At 48.7% G+C, this 15,861-nt stretch carries 16 protein-coding genes and 7 pseudogenes; 19 read left to right on the forward strand and 4 right to left on the reverse strand.

Annotation, left to right across the window (positions count from 1 at the left end; all coding sequences use genetic code 11):
* Positions 1 to 31: 31 nt before the first annotated feature.
* The 3 genes and pseudogenes from DWW77_RS14625 to DWW77_RS14635 form a co-directional block, all read right to left on the reverse strand.
* Complete coding sequence (locus tag DWW77_RS14625; RefSeq protein ID WP_114002500.1) at positions 32 to 724, reverse strand: MBL fold metallo-hydrolase; 693 nt, start codon at positions 722 to 724, stop codon at positions 32 to 34.
* A 258-nt stretch (positions 725 to 982) separates the two neighbouring features.
* A pseudogene (locus DWW77_RS14630) lies at positions 983 to 1,204 on the reverse strand (deoxyribose-phosphate aldolase); the annotation flags it as partial.
* A gap of 96 nt (positions 1,205 to 1,300) precedes the next feature.
* Positions 1,301 to 2,014 (reverse strand): annotated as a pseudogene (locus DWW77_RS14635) (phosphopentomutase); the annotation flags it as partial.
* Here DWW77_RS14635 and DWW77_RS14640 point away from each other — a divergent pair.
* The 19 genes and pseudogenes from DWW77_RS14640 to DWW77_RS14735 all read left to right on the forward strand — a co-directional run.
* Positions 2,013 to 3,200 (forward strand): annotated as a pseudogene (locus DWW77_RS14640) (VirB4-like conjugal transfer ATPase, CD1110 family); the annotation flags it as partial. The pseudogenes DWW77_RS14635 and DWW77_RS14640 overlap by 2 nt on opposite strands.
* 279 nt (positions 3,201 to 3,479) lie before the next feature.
* On the forward strand, positions 3,480 to 5,147 hold the full coding sequence (locus DWW77_RS14650) for a C40 family peptidase (protein ID WP_117855351.1): 1,668 nt from the start codon (positions 3,480 to 3,482) through the stop codon (positions 5,145 to 5,147).
* A gap of 22 nt (positions 5,148 to 5,169) precedes the next feature.
* Positions 5,170 to 5,436 (forward strand): DUF4315 family protein, encoded by a 267-nt coding sequence (locus DWW77_RS14655; protein ID WP_117506432.1) that lies wholly within the window; start codon positions 5,170 to 5,172, stop codon positions 5,434 to 5,436.
* Positions 5,423 to 6,070, forward strand: coding sequence for a DUF4366 domain-containing protein (locus DWW77_RS14660; RefSeq protein ID WP_055150056.1), 648 nt, complete (start codon positions 5,423 to 5,425; stop codon positions 6,068 to 6,070). Before DWW77_RS14655 ends, DWW77_RS14660 begins: the two co-directional genes overlap by 14 nt.
* Before the next feature lie 2 nt (positions 6,071 to 6,072).
* Entirely contained in the window at positions 6,073 to 6,264 is a 192-nt protein-coding gene (locus DWW77_RS14665; protein ID WP_003500082.1) for a hypothetical protein, read from the forward strand.
* Between the two features lie 60 nt (positions 6,265 to 6,324).
* A complete protein-coding gene (locus tag DWW77_RS14670; RefSeq protein WP_502696235.1) occupies positions 6,325 to 6,666 on the forward strand; it encodes a cysteine-rich VLP protein in 342 nt (113 codons plus the stop codon).
* Between the two features lie 132 nt (positions 6,667 to 6,798).
* Positions 6,799 to 7,389 (forward strand): defense against restriction DarA-related protein, encoded by a 591-nt coding sequence (locus tag DWW77_RS14675; RefSeq protein ID WP_270492417.1) that lies wholly within the window; start codon positions 6,799 to 6,801, stop codon positions 7,387 to 7,389.
* Between the two features lie 12 nt (positions 7,390 to 7,401).
* Complete coding sequence (locus DWW77_RS14680) at positions 7,402 to 7,584, forward strand: DUF4316 domain-containing protein (protein WP_117506423.1); 183 nt, start codon at positions 7,402 to 7,404, stop codon at positions 7,582 to 7,584.
* Positions 7,584 to 7,925 carry a plasmid mobilization protein gene (locus DWW77_RS14685; protein ID WP_015553878.1) on the forward strand — a complete coding sequence of 114 codons (342 nt, stop codon included), beginning with the start codon at positions 7,584 to 7,586 and terminating at the stop codon, positions 7,923 to 7,925. Before DWW77_RS14680 ends, DWW77_RS14685 begins: the two co-directional genes overlap by 1 nt.
* 136 nt (positions 7,926 to 8,061) lie before the next feature.
* Positions 8,062 to 8,733, forward strand: a complete 672-nt coding sequence (locus DWW77_RS14690; RefSeq protein WP_117506416.1) for an alpha/beta fold hydrolase — start codon at positions 8,062 to 8,064, stop codon at positions 8,731 to 8,733.
* Positions 8,734 to 8,917: 184 nt separating this feature from the next.
* Positions 8,918 to 9,208: a CD1845 family protein gene (locus DWW77_RS14695; RefSeq protein ID WP_117506417.1), complete on the forward strand. Its 291-nt coding sequence runs from the start codon at positions 8,918 to 8,920 to the stop codon at positions 9,206 to 9,208.
* 97 nt (positions 9,209 to 9,305) lie between these two features.
* A pseudogene (locus DWW77_RS18655) lies at positions 9,306 to 9,716 on the forward strand (relaxase/mobilization nuclease domain-containing protein); the annotation flags it as partial.
* A 503-nt stretch (positions 9,717 to 10,219) separates the two neighbouring features.
* Positions 10,220 to 10,432, forward strand: a pseudogene (locus tag DWW77_RS14705) (RNA polymerase sigma factor); the annotation flags it as partial.
* Positions 10,433 to 10,939: 507 nt separating this feature from the next.
* A complete protein-coding gene (locus tag DWW77_RS14710; RefSeq protein WP_117506436.1) occupies positions 10,940 to 11,143 on the forward strand; it encodes a hypothetical protein in 204 nt (67 codons plus the stop codon).
* Between the two features lie 133 nt (positions 11,144 to 11,276).
* A complete protein-coding gene (locus DWW77_RS18135; protein WP_182431228.1) occupies positions 11,277 to 11,453 on the forward strand; it encodes a hypothetical protein in 177 nt (58 codons plus the stop codon).
* Between the two features lie 89 nt (positions 11,454 to 11,542).
* Complete coding sequence (locus DWW77_RS14715; protein WP_005927564.1) at positions 11,543 to 13,051, forward strand: recombinase family protein; 1,509 nt, start codon at positions 11,543 to 11,545, stop codon at positions 13,049 to 13,051.
* Positions 13,052 to 13,385: 334 nt separating this feature from the next.
* A complete protein-coding gene (locus DWW77_RS14720; protein ID WP_092071130.1) occupies positions 13,386 to 13,811 on the forward strand; it encodes a GNAT family N-acetyltransferase in 426 nt (141 codons plus the stop codon).
* A 160-nt stretch (positions 13,812 to 13,971) separates the two neighbouring features.
* On the forward strand, positions 13,972 to 14,784 hold the full coding sequence (locus DWW77_RS14730; RefSeq protein WP_022427082.1) for a purine-nucleoside phosphorylase: 813 nt from the start codon (positions 13,972 to 13,974) through the stop codon (positions 14,782 to 14,784).
* 37 nt (positions 14,785 to 14,821) lie between these two features.
* A pseudogene (locus tag DWW77_RS14735) lies at positions 14,822 to 15,313 on the forward strand (phosphopentomutase); the annotation flags it as partial.
* Here the strand turns inward: DWW77_RS14735 and DWW77_RS14740 are convergent.
* Positions 15,295 to 15,528 (reverse strand): annotated as a pseudogene (locus DWW77_RS14740) (ATP-binding cassette domain-containing protein); the annotation flags it as partial. The pseudogenes DWW77_RS14735 and DWW77_RS14740 overlap by 19 nt on opposite strands.
* Positions 15,529 to 15,861 lie beyond the last annotated feature (333 nt).

Consider the following 15,861-nt stretch of genomic DNA (forward strand, 5'->3'; position numbering starts at 1 on the left):
GGCAGAATCTCAAGCCAGTAGCCATCTGGGTCTACGATGAAATTTCTTCTCCTTTTGTACATTCTGTGTTTCTAATGCGTGACTTATATTGCGGATATTCAGTAATAAACCGCTTAATTACATTGGCATCATTCCAGTAATGCATTGGAAAAATGACATTGCAATCTACATTTTTAAGGAAATACAGGATCCCGTCAGCATAGTGATCTCCCTGTCTCGGATCCAAGGGAACAAATGCAGCGTCAAAATGCATACCCTTGATTTTCCTGATCGCCGCGCGATATGCTGAAGTAAGTCTCTGGTTATCAGCTTTCGACCCACCATCCCAATACCAGTCGTTTAAATCACCGGCATGATAAATGGTACCTTCCTTTGTTTTGACAATAAATGCAACACCACTATCGTTAGATAGCAATGTGTCAACTTTGGTTTCATTATCCAAACTATAAGCTTGATCATGATAAACATATGTGATCTTCATATCCGACAAATGATTCCTTTTTCGTATATCATTCGCCAGGATTGCCTGATAAGTCATTCCCATATCATCAAGGATCCCAAAAATTTGTGGGTTAAAATGATCCTTATGGAAGTGACTGCAAAAAACGATCACTTCTTTCTCCTTGTCAAGATTCGGTAATTCACCCTTGTAATAATCAAAAATATAGTAGCAGTCTCTGGTCTCAACCAAAAATCCACTGTGGTTAATGTAAGTAATTTTCATAATATCACCTATATAAATTAACGCCGGTACCGGATAGCAAATCTTTCTTTGCCATGTTTATTTTTCCTTTTTCGAGCGTTTGTAAATTTCACGACAACAGCATTTCTAATGCAGATTTTATCGTATTTTTTAGATTCCGTCCATCCTTTATCCACAGCTGGTAGAAAAATGTGAAATGATACTTTTACAAATTCTATTACTTGTTGTTAGTTCATAATTTATGTATAATCCTGTCTTTGACAGTCCTCTTTCACAGTGTTAATATCCTGCACCAGTGTCCGTATTTTTCAGGATCTTAATAAGACGGCTTGTTCCAAGACGCTCTGCGCCAAGACTGATAAATTTTTCTGCATCATCGAAGGATGAAATTCCACCTGCTGCCTTAACTTTTACATCTTTTCCAATATATTTCTTCATCAGCTCTACATCTGCAAAAGTTGCTCCCGCTGTAGAAAATCCGGTAGAAGTTTTGATATCATCCAGGATTCCTCGAATATCATCCCATGTTGCAGTCTGTCCAAGTAATGTGTGATCCACCTTTTTTAATATATCTTTTTTATCCATTTTACCTTCCTTTTACTTCAGTTCATCCAGAAGAGAACTTCCAATTGTTCCCTCCGGCATCTTAACTTCAAAATTATCTGCGATCGTTGCACCGATTACTGCAAAAGTATTCTGATCTTCCAGTTTTCCGTATCCCTCCATAGATGGAGAATAAGCAAAAAATGGTACTTTTTCTCTTGTGTGATCAGTTCCTGTATGCGTCGGATCATTTCCGTGGTCAGCTGTAATGATCAGAAGGTCATCCTCACGAAGCTCATCAAGAAGTTCACCAAGTTTTACATCAAATCTTTCAAGTTCCTCTGCATATCCCTTTACATTGCGTCGATGTCCCCAAAGAGCATCGAAATCTACAAGATTTACAAAACAAAGCCCCTCAAACTCTCTTTTCGCAATGTCAATTGTCTGCTCCATTCCATGAACAGAGCTTTTTGACTTATTGGACTCTGTCAGTCCCTCGCCGTCAAAAATATCAAAAATCTTTCCAACGGAGATCACATCATAACCTGCATCCTTCAATGCATTAAGCGCAGTTTTTCCGTAAGGCTTCAGTGCATAATCATGGCGGTTGCTGGTACGTTTGAACTCACCTTTTTTCTTGCCAAGGTAAGGTCTTGCAATAACACGTCCGACTTTCCACTCATCCCTCATGGTGATATCACGGGCGATCTCACAGCAGCGATACAGTTCATCCAGTCCGAAAGTCTCCTCGTTTCCGCAAATCTGCAAGCGCGGCATGACCACCAGCTCCACGGCCATTTTCGTTCCCTTTATGACGCAGGAGCTCCGCATGGATGGCGAAGCCGTCTATTACGGGCTCAACGCCCTTTCCCATAACGTCATCATGGCAAACCGGAAAAAGCTCAAAAACCCCAACGGCCTGTTCCTCGGTGTGCCGGGCTCCGGTAAATCCTTCGCCGCAAAGCGGGAGCTTGTGAACGTGTTCCTTGCCACAAAAGACCGCATTATCGTGGTGGACCCGATGGGCGAATACTCGCCCCTTATCAGGCGGCTGGGCGGACAGGTCATCGAGATCGCACCGGACAGCCCCCACCACATCAATCCGATGGACATTGATTTGAGCTTTGACGAGGAAAACCCGATGGCACTGAAAGCCGACTTTATCCTGTCGCTGATGGAGCTGATCGTCGGCGGCAAGGACGGCTTGCAGCCGGTGGAGCGTACCGTCATTGACCGCTGTGTGCGCCAGATGTACCGGGAACACTTGCAGGACCCGGAAACAAGCAAAATGCCGACCCTCCAAACCCTGTATGACCTGCTCTGTTCCCAGCCGGAGGGCGAGGCGGTGCGGCTGGCGACGGCCCTTGAAATTTATGTGTCGGGCTCCCTTAACGTGTTCAACCATGAAACCAATGTGGACTTAAACCGCCGTCTGGTATGCCTTGACTTAAAAAAGCTGGGGGCCGGGCTTCGGACGATTGCCATGCTCATTATGCAGGACTTGGTAAACTCGCAGGTGTCCATGAATTTCCTCCGCGGTATCGCCACATGGTGTTACTTTGACGAATTTCATGTGCTGCTCCGTGACCGTCTGACGGCAAGCTATTGTGTGGCGATCTGGAAAATGCTGCGAAAAAAAGGGTGCGTTCCGAGTGCTTTAACGCAGAATGTAAAGGATTTTCTGGCAAGCCCGGAGATCGAGAACATCTTTGAAAACTCGGACTTCCTTGTGCTGCTCTCGCAGGCACAGGGGGACCGGCAGATTTTAGCCAAACAGCTTGGGATCAGCCCCCACCAGCTTTCCTATGTGACCCATACCAATTCCGGCGAAGGGCTGCTGTTCTTCGGGAATACCACCATCCCGTTTGTTGACCGCTTCCCGCAGAATACCGAGCTGTACGCCATTATGACCACCCGCCCGGAGGACAAAAAACAGGAAATGAACCGGGCGTAACACACTTCGGGCCATGATGGCCCGAGGTTTGGAAAGGAGGGATACATTATCGGAAAGAAACCGGACAAACGGAATTTTCAAAGGCCGGGGCCGACGGAGGATACCGGGGACAATCGCCCCGGACCGGCAGAACGGGAAGGACCTTCCCCCGCACCGTCCCGACGTCTGCGGTTTGAGGACGAGGATGCCGGGCAGGACAGTCCTTCGGGCCATGATGGCCCGAAGTCCAAAAGCGGCAAGTTTCAAGAGGACAGCCGCAAAAGCCGTCCCTCTGACCGCATGAGGCAGGAGGATGAAGCGAGCAGGCCGCAGGATACCGGCAGGGCACAGGAGCCGGAGGGCTCCGCCGAGAAGGCCGGGAGTAAAAAGGACAAGTACCAGAAGGCGCAGGCCAAAGCGGAGCGCGCCGGGGAAAAGCTGGGAAAGGCCCGGGAGAAGCTGGATAAGGTCGAGGCGAAACGGGCGGCGCAGAAGCCGCCGGGGCTTGCGAAGAAAGCTGTCCGGGGAGCCCGCACCGAGGCATGGTTTTATCTCCACAACAAGATACACGAGGTTGAGCATGAAAATGTGGGTGTGGAAGGAGCCCATAAATCCGAGCTGGCCGCAGAGGCCGGAGCCCGGAAACTGACCCGGTATGCCAAACGCCGCTGGCGGGAGCACCCGGCCCGGAAGGTGGCAAAATGGGAACGGAAGGACATAAAAGCCCGGGCCAATATGGATTTTCAGAAGATGGCCTCCGAGCACCCGGAGCTTGCCAGCAATCCGCTTTCCCGTGTGCAGCAGAAATGGAAACTGAAACGCCGGTATTCCAAAGAAGCAAAGGCGGCTGCAAAACAGGGCGCAAAGACCGCAAAGAAAACCGCTGCCGCTTCGGGAACTGCGACCCGTCGGGCGGCACAGTTTGTGACCCGTCATCCTGTGGCGGTGCTGATCCTGCTCCTGCTGTTGCTGCTCTGTTTTCTTGTGTCGGCGGTAAGTTCCATTTTTCCCACGCTTGGCAGCGGCCTTGCCAATGCGTTATCCGGCACCTCCTACGCCTCGGAGGATACGGACCTGCTGGGGGTGGACGAGGACTACACGGCGCTGGAAAACGAGCTGGCGCAGACGGTAGCGAACATTGAAAGCACCCATCCCGGCTATGACGAGTACCGCTATTCCGTGGACGAGATCGGCCATAACCCCTATGAGCTGGCGTCCTATCTCTCGGCAAAGTACCATGTCTATTTCCGTGAACAGGTGCAGGACGAGCTGCGGGAGATCTTCGAGGCACAGTATGAGCTGACCTTGACGGAGGAAGTCGAGATACGCTACCGCACCGAAACCAGCACCGACCCGGAGACCGGGGAAACCACCACCGAGGAAGTCCCCTATGAGTATTACATCTTAAATGTGACCCTCACAAACAAGACGCTGCCCGCCGTGATCCTGCCGAGGCTTGACGAACAGCAGAGGCAGATATACACCGTTATGCAGCAGCTCAAAGGCAACAAGCCCTATCTGTGGGAGGGGATTTACAACGGCGGCGAAGATACCGGCCCCAGCTATGAGATACCCGGCGAGGCGCTGGATGACCCGGCTTTTGCGGCGCTCATGGAAGAAGCCACAAAGTACATCGGCTGGCCCTATGTGTGGGGCGGCTCCAGCCCGTCCACCTCCTTTGACTGTTCGGGCTTTGTCTGCTGGGTGTACACGGCCAGCGGCGTCCACAACCTGCCCCGTACCACGGCACAGGGCATTTATAACCAGTGCGCTATCATTTCCCCCTCCGAGGCAAAGCCCGGCGACATTATCTTTTTCACGGGAACCTATGACAGCCCCGGCCCTGTGTCCCATGTGGGGATTTATGTGGGCGACGGGATGATGCTCCATTGTGGTTCGCCCATCCAATACGCAAACATCAATTCAAGCTACTGGCAGACACATTTCTATGCCTTCGGGCGTTTGTGAGCCAGAGGAAAGGAGTCCTTGCATGAACAAGATCGACAAGCTCGATAAGGAACTGGAAAAAGCCCGGGAGAAGGCTGCCGAGTGGCAGGCCAAAATCCGGGAGCTGGAAAAGCAGAAACAGGAGGAAGAAAACAGCCAGATCGTGCAGGCGGTGCGCTCCCTTAAACTGACGCCCGCCCAGCTGATGGCATTTCTGAATGACCCCAAAAACAGCCTTACCGCTTCGGACCATACTGACCCGAAGCCGGAGGCACCCGAAAAGGAGGACACAGCCCATGAAAAAAACTAAATACCGCAGGCTGGCGGCGATGGCTGCCAGCCTTTTGTGTTGCCTGATCTTTACGGTCCCGGCCTACGCCCAGAGCAGCGAGCCGCAGCCGGAGACAGCTCCCGCCCCGGCGGAAACCGAAGCGGAGCCGGAAACACAGAACCCCTTTACCCCGGACGGGACGGGAACCGTGGTGGACAACGCCACCGACGAGGACGGTAAAGAGTTTTACACCATTACCACAGCAGACGAGAGCGTGTTTTATCTGGTGATCGACAAACAGAAAACCAGCGAGAACGTCTATTTCCTCAATACCGTTACCACAGACGACCTTCTGCCTCTTGCCGAACAGGGTAAGGAACCGCCCAAAGAAGTGACCCCGGAGCCAGAGCCAAAGCCCACCGAACCGGTGGAGGAAGTACCGGAACCCGAGCCGGAGAAAAAGGACAGCCCCCTTCTCTCTCTGCTCCTGATCGGTACGGTGGTGCTGGCCGGCGGTGGAATTGGTTACTATTTCAAGATTTACAAGCCGAAGCATGAGGCCCCGGATTTGGAGGATGATTACTGCGAATATGAGGACGGGGAGCTGGAGGAGATCGCAGAGGAACCCGAGGACGAAGATACCCCGCCGTGGGAGGAAGATACGGAGGAATGAGAATGAATTTTACAAGCAGCCCTTTTGAACGAATGATGAAGGAAGTACCGCACCCCGGCTGGGACAATGACGACCCTTGTAAGGGATGCCGTTACTACAAGGAGTGCAAAGGAAAGAAAAAACAGTGCCGGAAGAAGTTCCGGGCGCTGATCGTGGAGCCCCGCCCTTCGGGCCATCGTGGCCCGAAGTCTTAAATGGACGCCCGGGAGCTGACCCGTGACGAGAAGAAGAAAATCCGTTCTCTTGTCACGGGGATGTGTGCCAACTATGACCGGGAAAGCGGCCTGTGCCTTCCTCTTGACTGTGCCTGCTATATGCTGCACAAGTGCTGGACAGGGGCGTACTGCCGTTATTTCCGTGAGGCTGTCCTGCCTCTTAACCCGGAGCTTCAAGCGTCGTTGACAACGGAAGGCATCTCCCCGGAGCTGCGAGCCTGTGCGGTCTGCGGAAAGGTGTTTTTGCCCGAGGGGCGTCAAGCCTACTGCTCCGACGCCTGCAAGGCCGAAGGGAACCGCCGGAAAAGCCGGGAACGCATGAGGAAAATGCGGGAGAAAAGGCCGGGCGGCTGTTACGATTTGCCGCCTCCAAAGGCTTGACATTCCGGGCTTTTTTGAGGGTGTTTCCGGGGTGGGAATATCTTATTACATTCCTCCCCGGTCTACCCTCTTATTTCGTAACATCCAGCACTTCGGGTCATGTTGGCCCGAGGCACAGAAAGGAGGAATCTCTTGGAGATCGTACAAGGATATGTGATTTTGAAAGCTGCCGCCTTTGAAACCGGACACGGCTTTGCGCTGGGGCATAATCCGGGAGCGCCGAGCCCCTTTGTGACCTGGCAGTTTACCGAGGGGGAAAACGGCCATCGGGATTACTACTGGGGCCGCTATGGAAACAGCCAGGCGTGGGCGCAGCGGGACTTTGACCGCCGGGTGGACGACTATCAGCAGCTTTACCATGCGGCGGTCAGGCATACCGAGCTGGGACCGGAGGGCGTTTACCGCTATTATTCCACCCAGCGGCCCGTGGACATAGGAACTTACCCGAAGCCGCCGGATAACCAGCCCCTTTCTATTGTCAACTACGACGATGACAGGCGGCGTCCTGTGGCAGACGGCAGGCTGATGGCATGGGGCGAACTGACCTATGCAAAGCCGCTGACCGAAAAACAGATGGAGGACTACGAGCTGAAACCAGCACCGGGCAATCCTGACCGGGTGCGCCCATCCATTACCGCCCGGCTCAAAGACGGAACCAGAGGACAGGAACCCCCGAAGGAGCCCGGCCAGAAGCGGAACCATAAAAACCATGAGGAACGATAAAGGAGGATCGCCATGCACGAAAAAGACAACTATCTGAAAACCGCCGAGCTCTCCACGGAGCTGAACTGCAACATGATCGACGGCGTACCCAACAACACGCCCATCCCGCCCACGCCCCCGGAACTGGACGCAAAACCGCTGGATAAGGTAAAGGAGCCAAAAGAGCGCCGGAAAGGCCGGGAGCTGGAACGCTGATGGAGAACCGCAAGCGGAATGTCCATCTGCACGTCATGGTAACGCCGGACGAGCTGGCAGCCATCCATGAACGGATGGCCGAGGCGGGCATTTCCAACGCCGGGGCTTATGTACGGAAAATGGCTCTGAACGGGTATATCCTGCACATCGACCTTGCGCCCGTAAAAGAACTGATCTCTCTGCAACGGCGCTGTTCCAACAATCTCAATCAGGTCGCCGTACACGCACACACCTATGGCGTGTACCCGGAGGAAATCGACGGATTGAAGCGGGACTATGAAAAGCTGTGGGGCGAGGTGTCAAAGGTGCTGCGGGAGCTCTCCGAGCTGGTGGCAAAGTAAGACGAGGGCGGCAGGCTTCCGTTGCGGGGCTTGCCGCCCTGTTCTTTTTTTACCACTTCGGGCCAGCATGACCCGAAGATTGACTAACATAAAATTTTGAGATAGACTAAAGAAAATGAGAAGTTAGAGGTGTTAAATGAAATATATATTTTTACATGGAATGGGACAAAATGCGTCTAGCTGGGATAAAACAATATCGTTTTTACCTGACAATATTGAAACAGTCTGTTTGGAATTAAGTGATTTTTTTACAAAAGGAAACTGCTATTACGATAAAATATATTCTGCTTTTTGTGATTACTGTAATAAATTTTCTGATCCACTAAATCTGTGTGGTCTTTCTCTTGGTGCAGTTCTTGCATTGAATTATGCTATTGACTTTCCACAAAGAGTAATGTCACTTGTACTGATTGCACCCCAGTATGATATGCCTAAATTTTTACTCAGAGTACAGAATTTAGTGTTCAAATTCATGCCTAAAAGTCAATTTCAAAATATTGGATTAACAAAAAATGATTTTATTACACTCACAAATTCAATGGTCAATATGGACTTTACTAAAGATATTGAAAAGATTTTTTGTCCTGTTCTTGTTCTTTGTGGGGAAAAAGATAATGTAAATAAAACGGTTGCTGTGAAGCTTACAGAAAGATTACCGAGAGCTAAATTCATAACCATCAATAATTCTAAGCATGAGGTTAATCTTGATAATCCAAATGAGCTTGCTAAGGCGATAAAGGAATATATAATTGAAGATGAAGAATTTGTTTGCGTAGAATGCGAGAAAACTTCCGGTTTGTTAAACTAACATGAATTTTAGTTTATGGTTAATGAGATTGATGTTATCAATATGGGACGACGGCAGGACATAAAAAGTGTCCTGCTTTTTTCATACCTTTGGGACAGGATTTACTAATCTTTCGCAACATTTATGTCCCCGGGCAGGCATGATAAAATAGAGGTAGGAAGGATAGATAAAGGAGGTTTTGAAGATGAAGATACTGCTGAAAATGTTGGTTGCTCCATTTGCTTTAGCGTTGTCCCTTCTGGCGGCTCTGCTGGTGTTCCTGTTTGATATTTGTGCCGTCCTGTTGACGATTGCCTCTGTGATCCTGGCGGTGCTGGGTGTCGCTCTCTTTTTCACGCCGACGCCCATAGGAGGGATTGTATTTCTGTTTCTTGCCTTCCTTCTTTCGCCGTATGGACTGCAAGCGGCGGCGGGCTCCCTTCTTTGGGCACTGGACGGAGGCAAATCCGCTCTGTACCGGTTTCTGGCAAGTTAAGCAGCCTCGGGCCATACTGGCCCGAAGTCGGGGCGGTCTGAATGGGCCGCCCCTTTCTCATGGAAAGGAGGGATGATTTCTGGCTACCACAACTTTGTTGCAGCGCCATGCGGGCGAAGGCGAAACGATTGCTGAGGCAATCCGGGATTGTCTGGACTATGGCAAGGACCCGGAAAAAACAGAAAGCGGAAAGTATATCTCCGCTTATGAATGTGATCCGGCCACCGTGGCGGACGAGTTCCTTTTGGCAAAGGCCAGCTATGCCGCTATGACGGGCCGGGAACAGAAAAAAGAAAATGATGTGCTGTGCTATCAGATACGACAATCCTTCTATCCGGGCGAGATCACCCCGAAGGAGGCGAACCGTATCGGCTATGAGCTGGCTATGCGCTGGACGAAGGGGCGGCACGCTTTTATCGTTACCACGCACACCGATAAGCAGCACATCCATTGTCACATTTATTACAACTCCACCACCCTTGACTGCACCCGGAAATTCCGAAATTTTTGGGGCTCCAGCTTCGCCCTTCGGCGGCTCTCTGACAGGCTGTGCCTTGAAAACGGGCTGTCCATCGTGGAGAACCCGAAGCCCCGGAGCAAGGGTAAGTATCGGAATTATGGAGAATGGCAGAAAGACCGGAAAGGGCCGCTTTCCTATCAGGACAGGCTGCGCCTCGCCATTGATACTGCACTGGCGGAACGCCCCGCTGATCTGGACGAATTTCTCAATCTGATGAAGCGGGCCGGATATGAGGTCAAGACGGTTCGGGGCGGCGGTATCAGCTTCCGACTGACCGGGCAGGGACAGGAACGCTTTACCCGTCTGCGCGCCTCCACACTGGGGGACGGCTACGACTTGCAAGATGTTCTGGTCGCCATTGAGGGTAAAGAAAAACGCCCCGGACATTCGGAGCGGAAAATCAGTCTGGCAGTGGATATTCAAGTTAAACTGGCTGCCGGTAAGGGACCGGGATATGAACGCTGGGCGAAGGTATTTAACATTAAGCAGATGAGCTGTACGAGCGAAAAGTTACCATGCAGGAACTTCACGCAGCGATTGCCAGTCTGCCGGACAAACAGGCAAAACGGATTTATGCTCATTTCATTCTCGGCATGACCAAACAGGACATTGCCCGGGCAGAGGGCGTCCATGAAAAAGTGGTTCGTGTCGCAATCGAGCGAGGTCTGCGGCGCTTAGAAAAAATTTTGAAAATTTCTTTGTAAGGCGTACCGATTTAGGCCGGAAAATGAAATGGCTTATGAGAGGTAAAACACTTCGGGTCACAATGGCCCGAGGTTCAGACAAGCCTCATGCAGATTGAAAATTGAATAAAAAGACACCCGGATACGAAGGGGAACGCGCTGTGTGACAGACCCGCCATGACCTCGGATTTCAGAGAATACAGTCTTTGTAAAACTGAGCGAGCGAACAGGTCCATGCCATAGGTGGGGCAAGGCTGGCTCCACCGGAACAGGTGCAGGCCCCGGATACTTGCGTTTAGTCACAGTCCGAGCGTTGAAGCGGCCTTGCAAGCCGTGAGCCGTCGCAGGCAATGAGAACGCCTTGCCATCAGAATGGGGAGAGTTGAAATACTATGGGGCATGAAGCCTATGTCCGTCCGGTGTGTCTGAAATGAAGTGAAAACCTATGGGGAGCCCCCGGCAATGCTGTCTGATGATAGGCCAACCGATCCGGCGCGGCTCCCCATCTTTTCAAAAAAGGAGCACTTTATGGGAAATGCGTTTGGAATGATCCCCGGCTTGGAACCGGACGAATGGAGCAATGACGCTTGCCGTGGTTATGTCATTATGGCAATGGAGAACTGCGGATTTTCAAAGAAGGATATACGGCGTGTTGTGGGGCAGCTTTATGAAGTATTTGACCTCAACAGCGTGGAGGACGCCAAAGAAAAGTACCATTCCAGTCCTTACTGACCTCGGGCCACATCGACCCGAAGTGGAGAAAACTCAAAGGGCGGCACCTGCCGGGTGCCGTCTTTTGACATTTCCCCACGGGACAAGTGGGAAAGGCTGGCATATACACGCACTTTCGCAAAGGAGGTTTTCAATGACGCAAGCTGTCACTTATGAACGAGAAACAAAGTCTGTCGCATTTCAAGGGAAGATCATTGTGCTGGAAAGCCTCACGCCGGTACTTCCCCCGAAGGAGAAAGAACAGCGCAGAAAAGAAATTGAGCGTTGTCTTTACGAGGTGTTCAGCAAATATGGAGACAGATTTCCCTAATCATTCGCAACATTGTTGTCCGGGGCTGCTGATGGTATAATATAGTTGTAAGGTTGGTAGCTCCATTCCAACAAGGAAAGGAGCCCAATATGGAATTTATCAGAGAAGATTGTATTTACGCAAGACAGTCAGTAGACCGCAAGGACAGTATCAGCATTGAAAGTCAGATCGACTTTTGCAAGTATGAATTGAAAGGTGGGAGCTGCCGGGTATTCAAGGACAAAGGCTATTCCGGTAAGAACACGGACAGGCCGGAGTTTCAAAAGCTGCTGGGCGAGATCCGCAAGGGAAAGGTTCGGCGGGTCATCGTGTACAAGCTGGACCGTATAAGCCGCTCTATTCTGGACTTTGCAACGATGATGGAGCTGTTTCAAGAGTACGATGTGGAGTTTGTATCCTCCACGGAAAAGTTTGATACTTCGACACCGATGGGCCGGGCCATGCTGAATATCTGCATTGTATTCGCCCAGCTTGAACGTGAGACAATTCAGAAGCGTGTCACAGACGCCTACTATTCACGGTGCCTGAAAGGCTTTCACATGAGCGGACAGGCGCCATACGGTTATCAGTTAGAGCCTACTGTGGTAGAGGGTATCCGCACAAAGAAAATGGTTGCCGACCCCGTAGCCGCCGACCATGTTCGGCTGATGTTTGAAATGTACGCTGAACCGGAAACCTCCTTCGGAGATATTACCCGATACTTCGAGGAACATGACATAAAAATTTATGGCAAATCCATGTTCCGTACATTTCTTTCCCAGCTTTTAAGAAACCCGGTTTACGCACAGGCCGATTTGGAGCTGTACGAATTTTTCAAGAGCCAGGGCGCAGCGATTGTCAATGACGCTTCTGACTTTGCCGGAACAAACGGCTGCTATCTCTATCAGGGGCGGGATGTGAAGGAGGACAAGGACAGGTGCTTAAAAGACCAGATACTTGTTATCGCTCCCCATGAAGCACTCATTTCCTCTGACACATGGCTGAAATGCCGGAAAAAACTTATGGCAAATACCACCTTCCAACAGGGACGGAAACCGAAGAACACTTGGCTGGCCGGAAAAATCAAATGCGGTCATTGTGGGTATGCGCTGAAAGCCACCCATGTACCAAACAGCACCGGGTATTTCCGCTGTACCAAACGGACGGAAAATAAAGGCTGTCCGGGCTGCGGGAAAATCCGCAAAGAAGAATTTGAGCAATTCATTTTCTCGGCCATGCAGGAGAAATTCAAAGACTTTCAGATACTCCACGGCAGGGAGGAAAAAGTCAATCCGAAACTGACAGCCTATCAAGTGGAACTGGCACAGGTGGAGGCAGAAATTGAAAAGCTGCTGGATACGCTGACCGGAGCCAATGCGACCTTGCTTGCCTACGCTAACAAAAAAATTGAAGAACTGGACACCCGACGCCAGACTATTTCAAAGGCAATCGCTGAATTGAGTGTTGAAACCATATCGCCCCAGCAGATAAAGAAGTTGTCCTATTATCTCGACAACTGGGACAGCATAGATTTTGACGACAAAAGAAAAGCCGCCGATGGTTTGATCTCTACGATCAAGGCCACCAGCGACCGTGTTCAGATAGAGTGGAAAATCTGATACTTCCACTCTATCGACCCTCATTTCTATTTTATCTCGTTTGTACCCCTTGTACACCGATGTTTATGATCTTTTTTCACCTAAAAAGAAAAAATGCGCCAGATATTCGTTCCTTGATAAAGGGAAAAAGAAAAGAATATCGCCGAAAGAGAAACCCAAAAGAGTAAAAAAGGAACCTACGTTTCCATGGGAAACCCCGTAAAATGTATCTGATAATTTGCAGAAAGAGTAAAAAATGGAAGATAAATCAGTGGTAGCTCAAAGATCGATTAGATATTTGGATGATAAAGTTTCTTTGTTAAAGAGAAATCAAAGCTGATGGAGGATAATCGTTATGATCAGAAAGATGCAGAACATAGATATTGATAGAGTTGCTGACATATGGTTAAAGACCAATTTAAAAGCGCATTATTTTATTCCTGAGCAATATTGGACAAGTAATTATGAATTAGTGAAAGAAATGATGTCACAAGCGGAAGTCTATGTGTATGAAGATGATAAAATGATTCAGGGGTTTGTCGGATTAAGTAACGAATACATGGAAGGTATTTTTGTTTCTGATGAAATGCAGTCATGTGGTATAGGTAAACTTTTATTAGAGTATATCAAGAATAAAAAAGTTAGATTGCGATTAAACGTATACCAGAAGAATGCCAGAGCCATCTCTTTTTACCAAAGAGAAGGGTTCGATATTCAGTGCGAAGGATTCGATGATGCTACTGGTGAAAAAGAATACACAATGTTGTGGCAACAGAAATAGAAAGCGGATTTTTGGGGAGGATTTTATATGGAGTTTAACAATAAGGTAGTGATTGTGACGGGAGGCGCTCAGGGCATTGGAAAGACCATTGCAGAGGAATTGCCTTTATGAAAAAAGCATAAATATAATGACAATACCCAAAAGAAAGGAAGAAGTAATCATGTATAAAAAATTAATGACATGCCTGGAAAGCGTAAGAAAGAAAATTGATTTCAAACCAGAAGTTGCACTGATCCTTGGATCCGGACTTGGAGATTTTGCAGATGGAATTCAGATTGAACAGACCATCGACTATACGGACATCGAGGGATTTCCGGTTTCTACTGTAAAAGGACATAAGGGACGTTTTGTGTTTGGGTATGTGGAGAAAACACCGGTTGTAATCATGCAGGGACGTGTTCATTATTATGAAGGATACGCAATGTCAGATGTTGTTCTTCCAACGCGTCTTATGGGAATGCTCGGTGCGAAAAAAATCCTTCTCACTAATGCAGCAGGAGGAGCTAATCCTTCCTATAAACCGGGAGATTTCATGATGATCACAGATCACATTACAACGGGAGTTCCAAGCCCTCTGATAGGACCGAACATGGATGAGCTGGGAACCAGATTTCCGGATATGAGTGAGGTATACAGCCGCCGTCTTCAGGATGTGATCCGCAAATGTGCAAAAGAATGTGACATCAAACTTCAGGAGGGTGTTTATGTACAGTTTACAGGACCGAATTATGAGACTCCTGCAGAAGTAAGACTTGCACAGAGATGGGGTGGAGATGCAGTTGGAATGAGCACCGCATGCGAAGCTATGGCTGCCCGACACATGGGAATGGAAATCTGTGGAATTTCCTGCATCACAAATATGGCAGCAGGAATTTCCCAAAAAGAGCTTAACCATAAAGAAGTGCAGGAAACAGCAGACCGCGTAGCGAAATCCTTCAAGGAATTAGTAACAAAAGTTGTTGTAAATATGTAAGATCCATAAGTAAGACAGCAGAAAGGAGACAAAAATTATGAAGAAATATAAGAGAATATTTACTATTGTAATAGACTCCTTTGGGGCAGGAGAAATGCCGGACGCAGCCCAGTACGGGGATGAAGGAACAGATACTATGGGACATATTTCCCAGAATGTAGATGAATTTACGATTCCAAACCTTCAGAAGCTTGGAATTGCAAATCTTCATCCGTTGAAACAGGTTGCAGCAGTGGAGCGACCAATGGGTTATTATACATTTTTAAAAGAAGCCAGTACCGGAAAAGATACTATGACAGGACACTGGGAAATGATGGGGCTTCACATCACAAAACCGTTTAAGACTTTTACAGAGACCGGATTTCCAAAAGAGCTGATCGATGAGCTTGAGAAGAGAACGGGACATAAAGTAATTGGAAACAAGAGCTCCAGCGGAACAGAGATCCTGGATGAACTGGCTGAGGAAGAAATCGCTACCGGTCATATGATCGTTTACACATCTGCTGATTCTGTATTATCTGAAACGGGATAAGGAAAATAATCAAACTGTACGGATGATAGGATTTTTCCACTATACTCATATTTCCCAAGCAGAAGATTCAGAAAGGTTGTTTTACCTCGTCCGTTTCTGCCCACAAAACCAAGCTTCCAATCGGTATCAACCTGGAAACTGACATTTTCAAAAACATTATCATAACTTGTCGGATATGAAAACGTAAGGTTTTCAATTTTAATCATTGACATAAATATTATCCTCCTTTGCATGTCATACGATACAAAGTCGGTTCGGTGAATGTTTACTACGTATAGATTTCACCAAAAGGAACCGACACTATACGGAGTGAATCATGTGTAACTATCTGTTCTGCACTATTCATAAAGCACCTCCAAAACAAAATAAGAGCCACAAGAAAGTTTATCCTTGCAGCTCGTCATAGCATAAAATAACACCACTAAGCAAAAGTGGCAACAGCACTATATTGAGTAAGATAGACATATAACTTTCTTGCAATAGACACAATAATGCCAAAGTATAGCACTACCGCATATTTTGATTTTATTTGCAAGAAAAGTTAA

Source organism: Ruminococcus sp. AF17-12, from assembly GCF_003479245.1.
In the GTDB taxonomy this organism is placed as follows: Bacteria; Bacillota; Clostridia; order Lachnospirales; family Lachnospiraceae; genus Blautia_A; species Blautia_A fusiformis.

Coding starts and splice junctions, on each gene's coding strand:
- DWW77_RS14625 (WP_114002500.1), bottom strand. CDS start 724: ATGAAAATTACTTACATTAACCACAGTGGATTTTTGGTTGAGACCAGA.
- DWW77_RS14650 (WP_117855351.1), top strand. CDS start 3,480: ATGAGGCAGGAGGATGAAGCGAGCAGGCCGCAGGATACCGGCAGGGCA.
- DWW77_RS14655 (WP_117506432.1), top strand. CDS start 5,170: ATGAACAAGATCGACAAGCTCGATAAGGAACTGGAAAAAGCCCGGGAG.
- DWW77_RS14660 (WP_055150056.1), top strand. CDS start 5,423: ATGAAAAAAACTAAATACCGCAGGCTGGCGGCGATGGCTGCCAGCCTT.
- DWW77_RS14665 (WP_003500082.1), top strand. CDS start 6,073: ATGAATTTTACAAGCAGCCCTTTTGAACGAATGATGAAGGAAGTACCG.
- DWW77_RS14670 (WP_502696235.1), top strand. CDS start 6,325: ATGTGTGCCAACTATGACCGGGAAAGCGGCCTGTGCCTTCCTCTTGAC.
- DWW77_RS14680 (WP_117506423.1), top strand. CDS start 7,402: ATGCACGAAAAAGACAACTATCTGAAAACCGCCGAGCTCTCCACGGAG.
- DWW77_RS14685 (WP_015553878.1), top strand. CDS start 7,584: ATGGAGAACCGCAAGCGGAATGTCCATCTGCACGTCATGGTAACGCCG.
- DWW77_RS14690 (WP_117506416.1), top strand. CDS start 8,062: ATGAAATATATATTTTTACATGGAATGGGACAAAATGCGTCTAGCTGG.
- DWW77_RS14695 (WP_117506417.1), top strand. CDS start 8,918: ATGAAGATACTGCTGAAAATGTTGGTTGCTCCATTTGCTTTAGCGTTG.
- DWW77_RS14710 (WP_117506436.1), top strand. CDS start 10,940: ATGGGAAATGCGTTTGGAATGATCCCCGGCTTGGAACCGGACGAATGG.
- DWW77_RS18135 (WP_182431228.1), top strand. CDS start 11,277: ATGACGCAAGCTGTCACTTATGAACGAGAAACAAAGTCTGTCGCATTT.
- DWW77_RS14715 (WP_005927564.1), top strand. CDS start 11,543: ATGGAATTTATCAGAGAAGATTGTATTTACGCAAGACAGTCAGTAGAC.
- DWW77_RS14720 (WP_092071130.1), top strand. CDS start 13,386: ATGATCAGAAAGATGCAGAACATAGATATTGATAGAGTTGCTGACATA.
- DWW77_RS14730 (WP_022427082.1), top strand. CDS start 13,972: ATGTATAAAAAATTAATGACATGCCTGGAAAGCGTAAGAAAGAAAATT.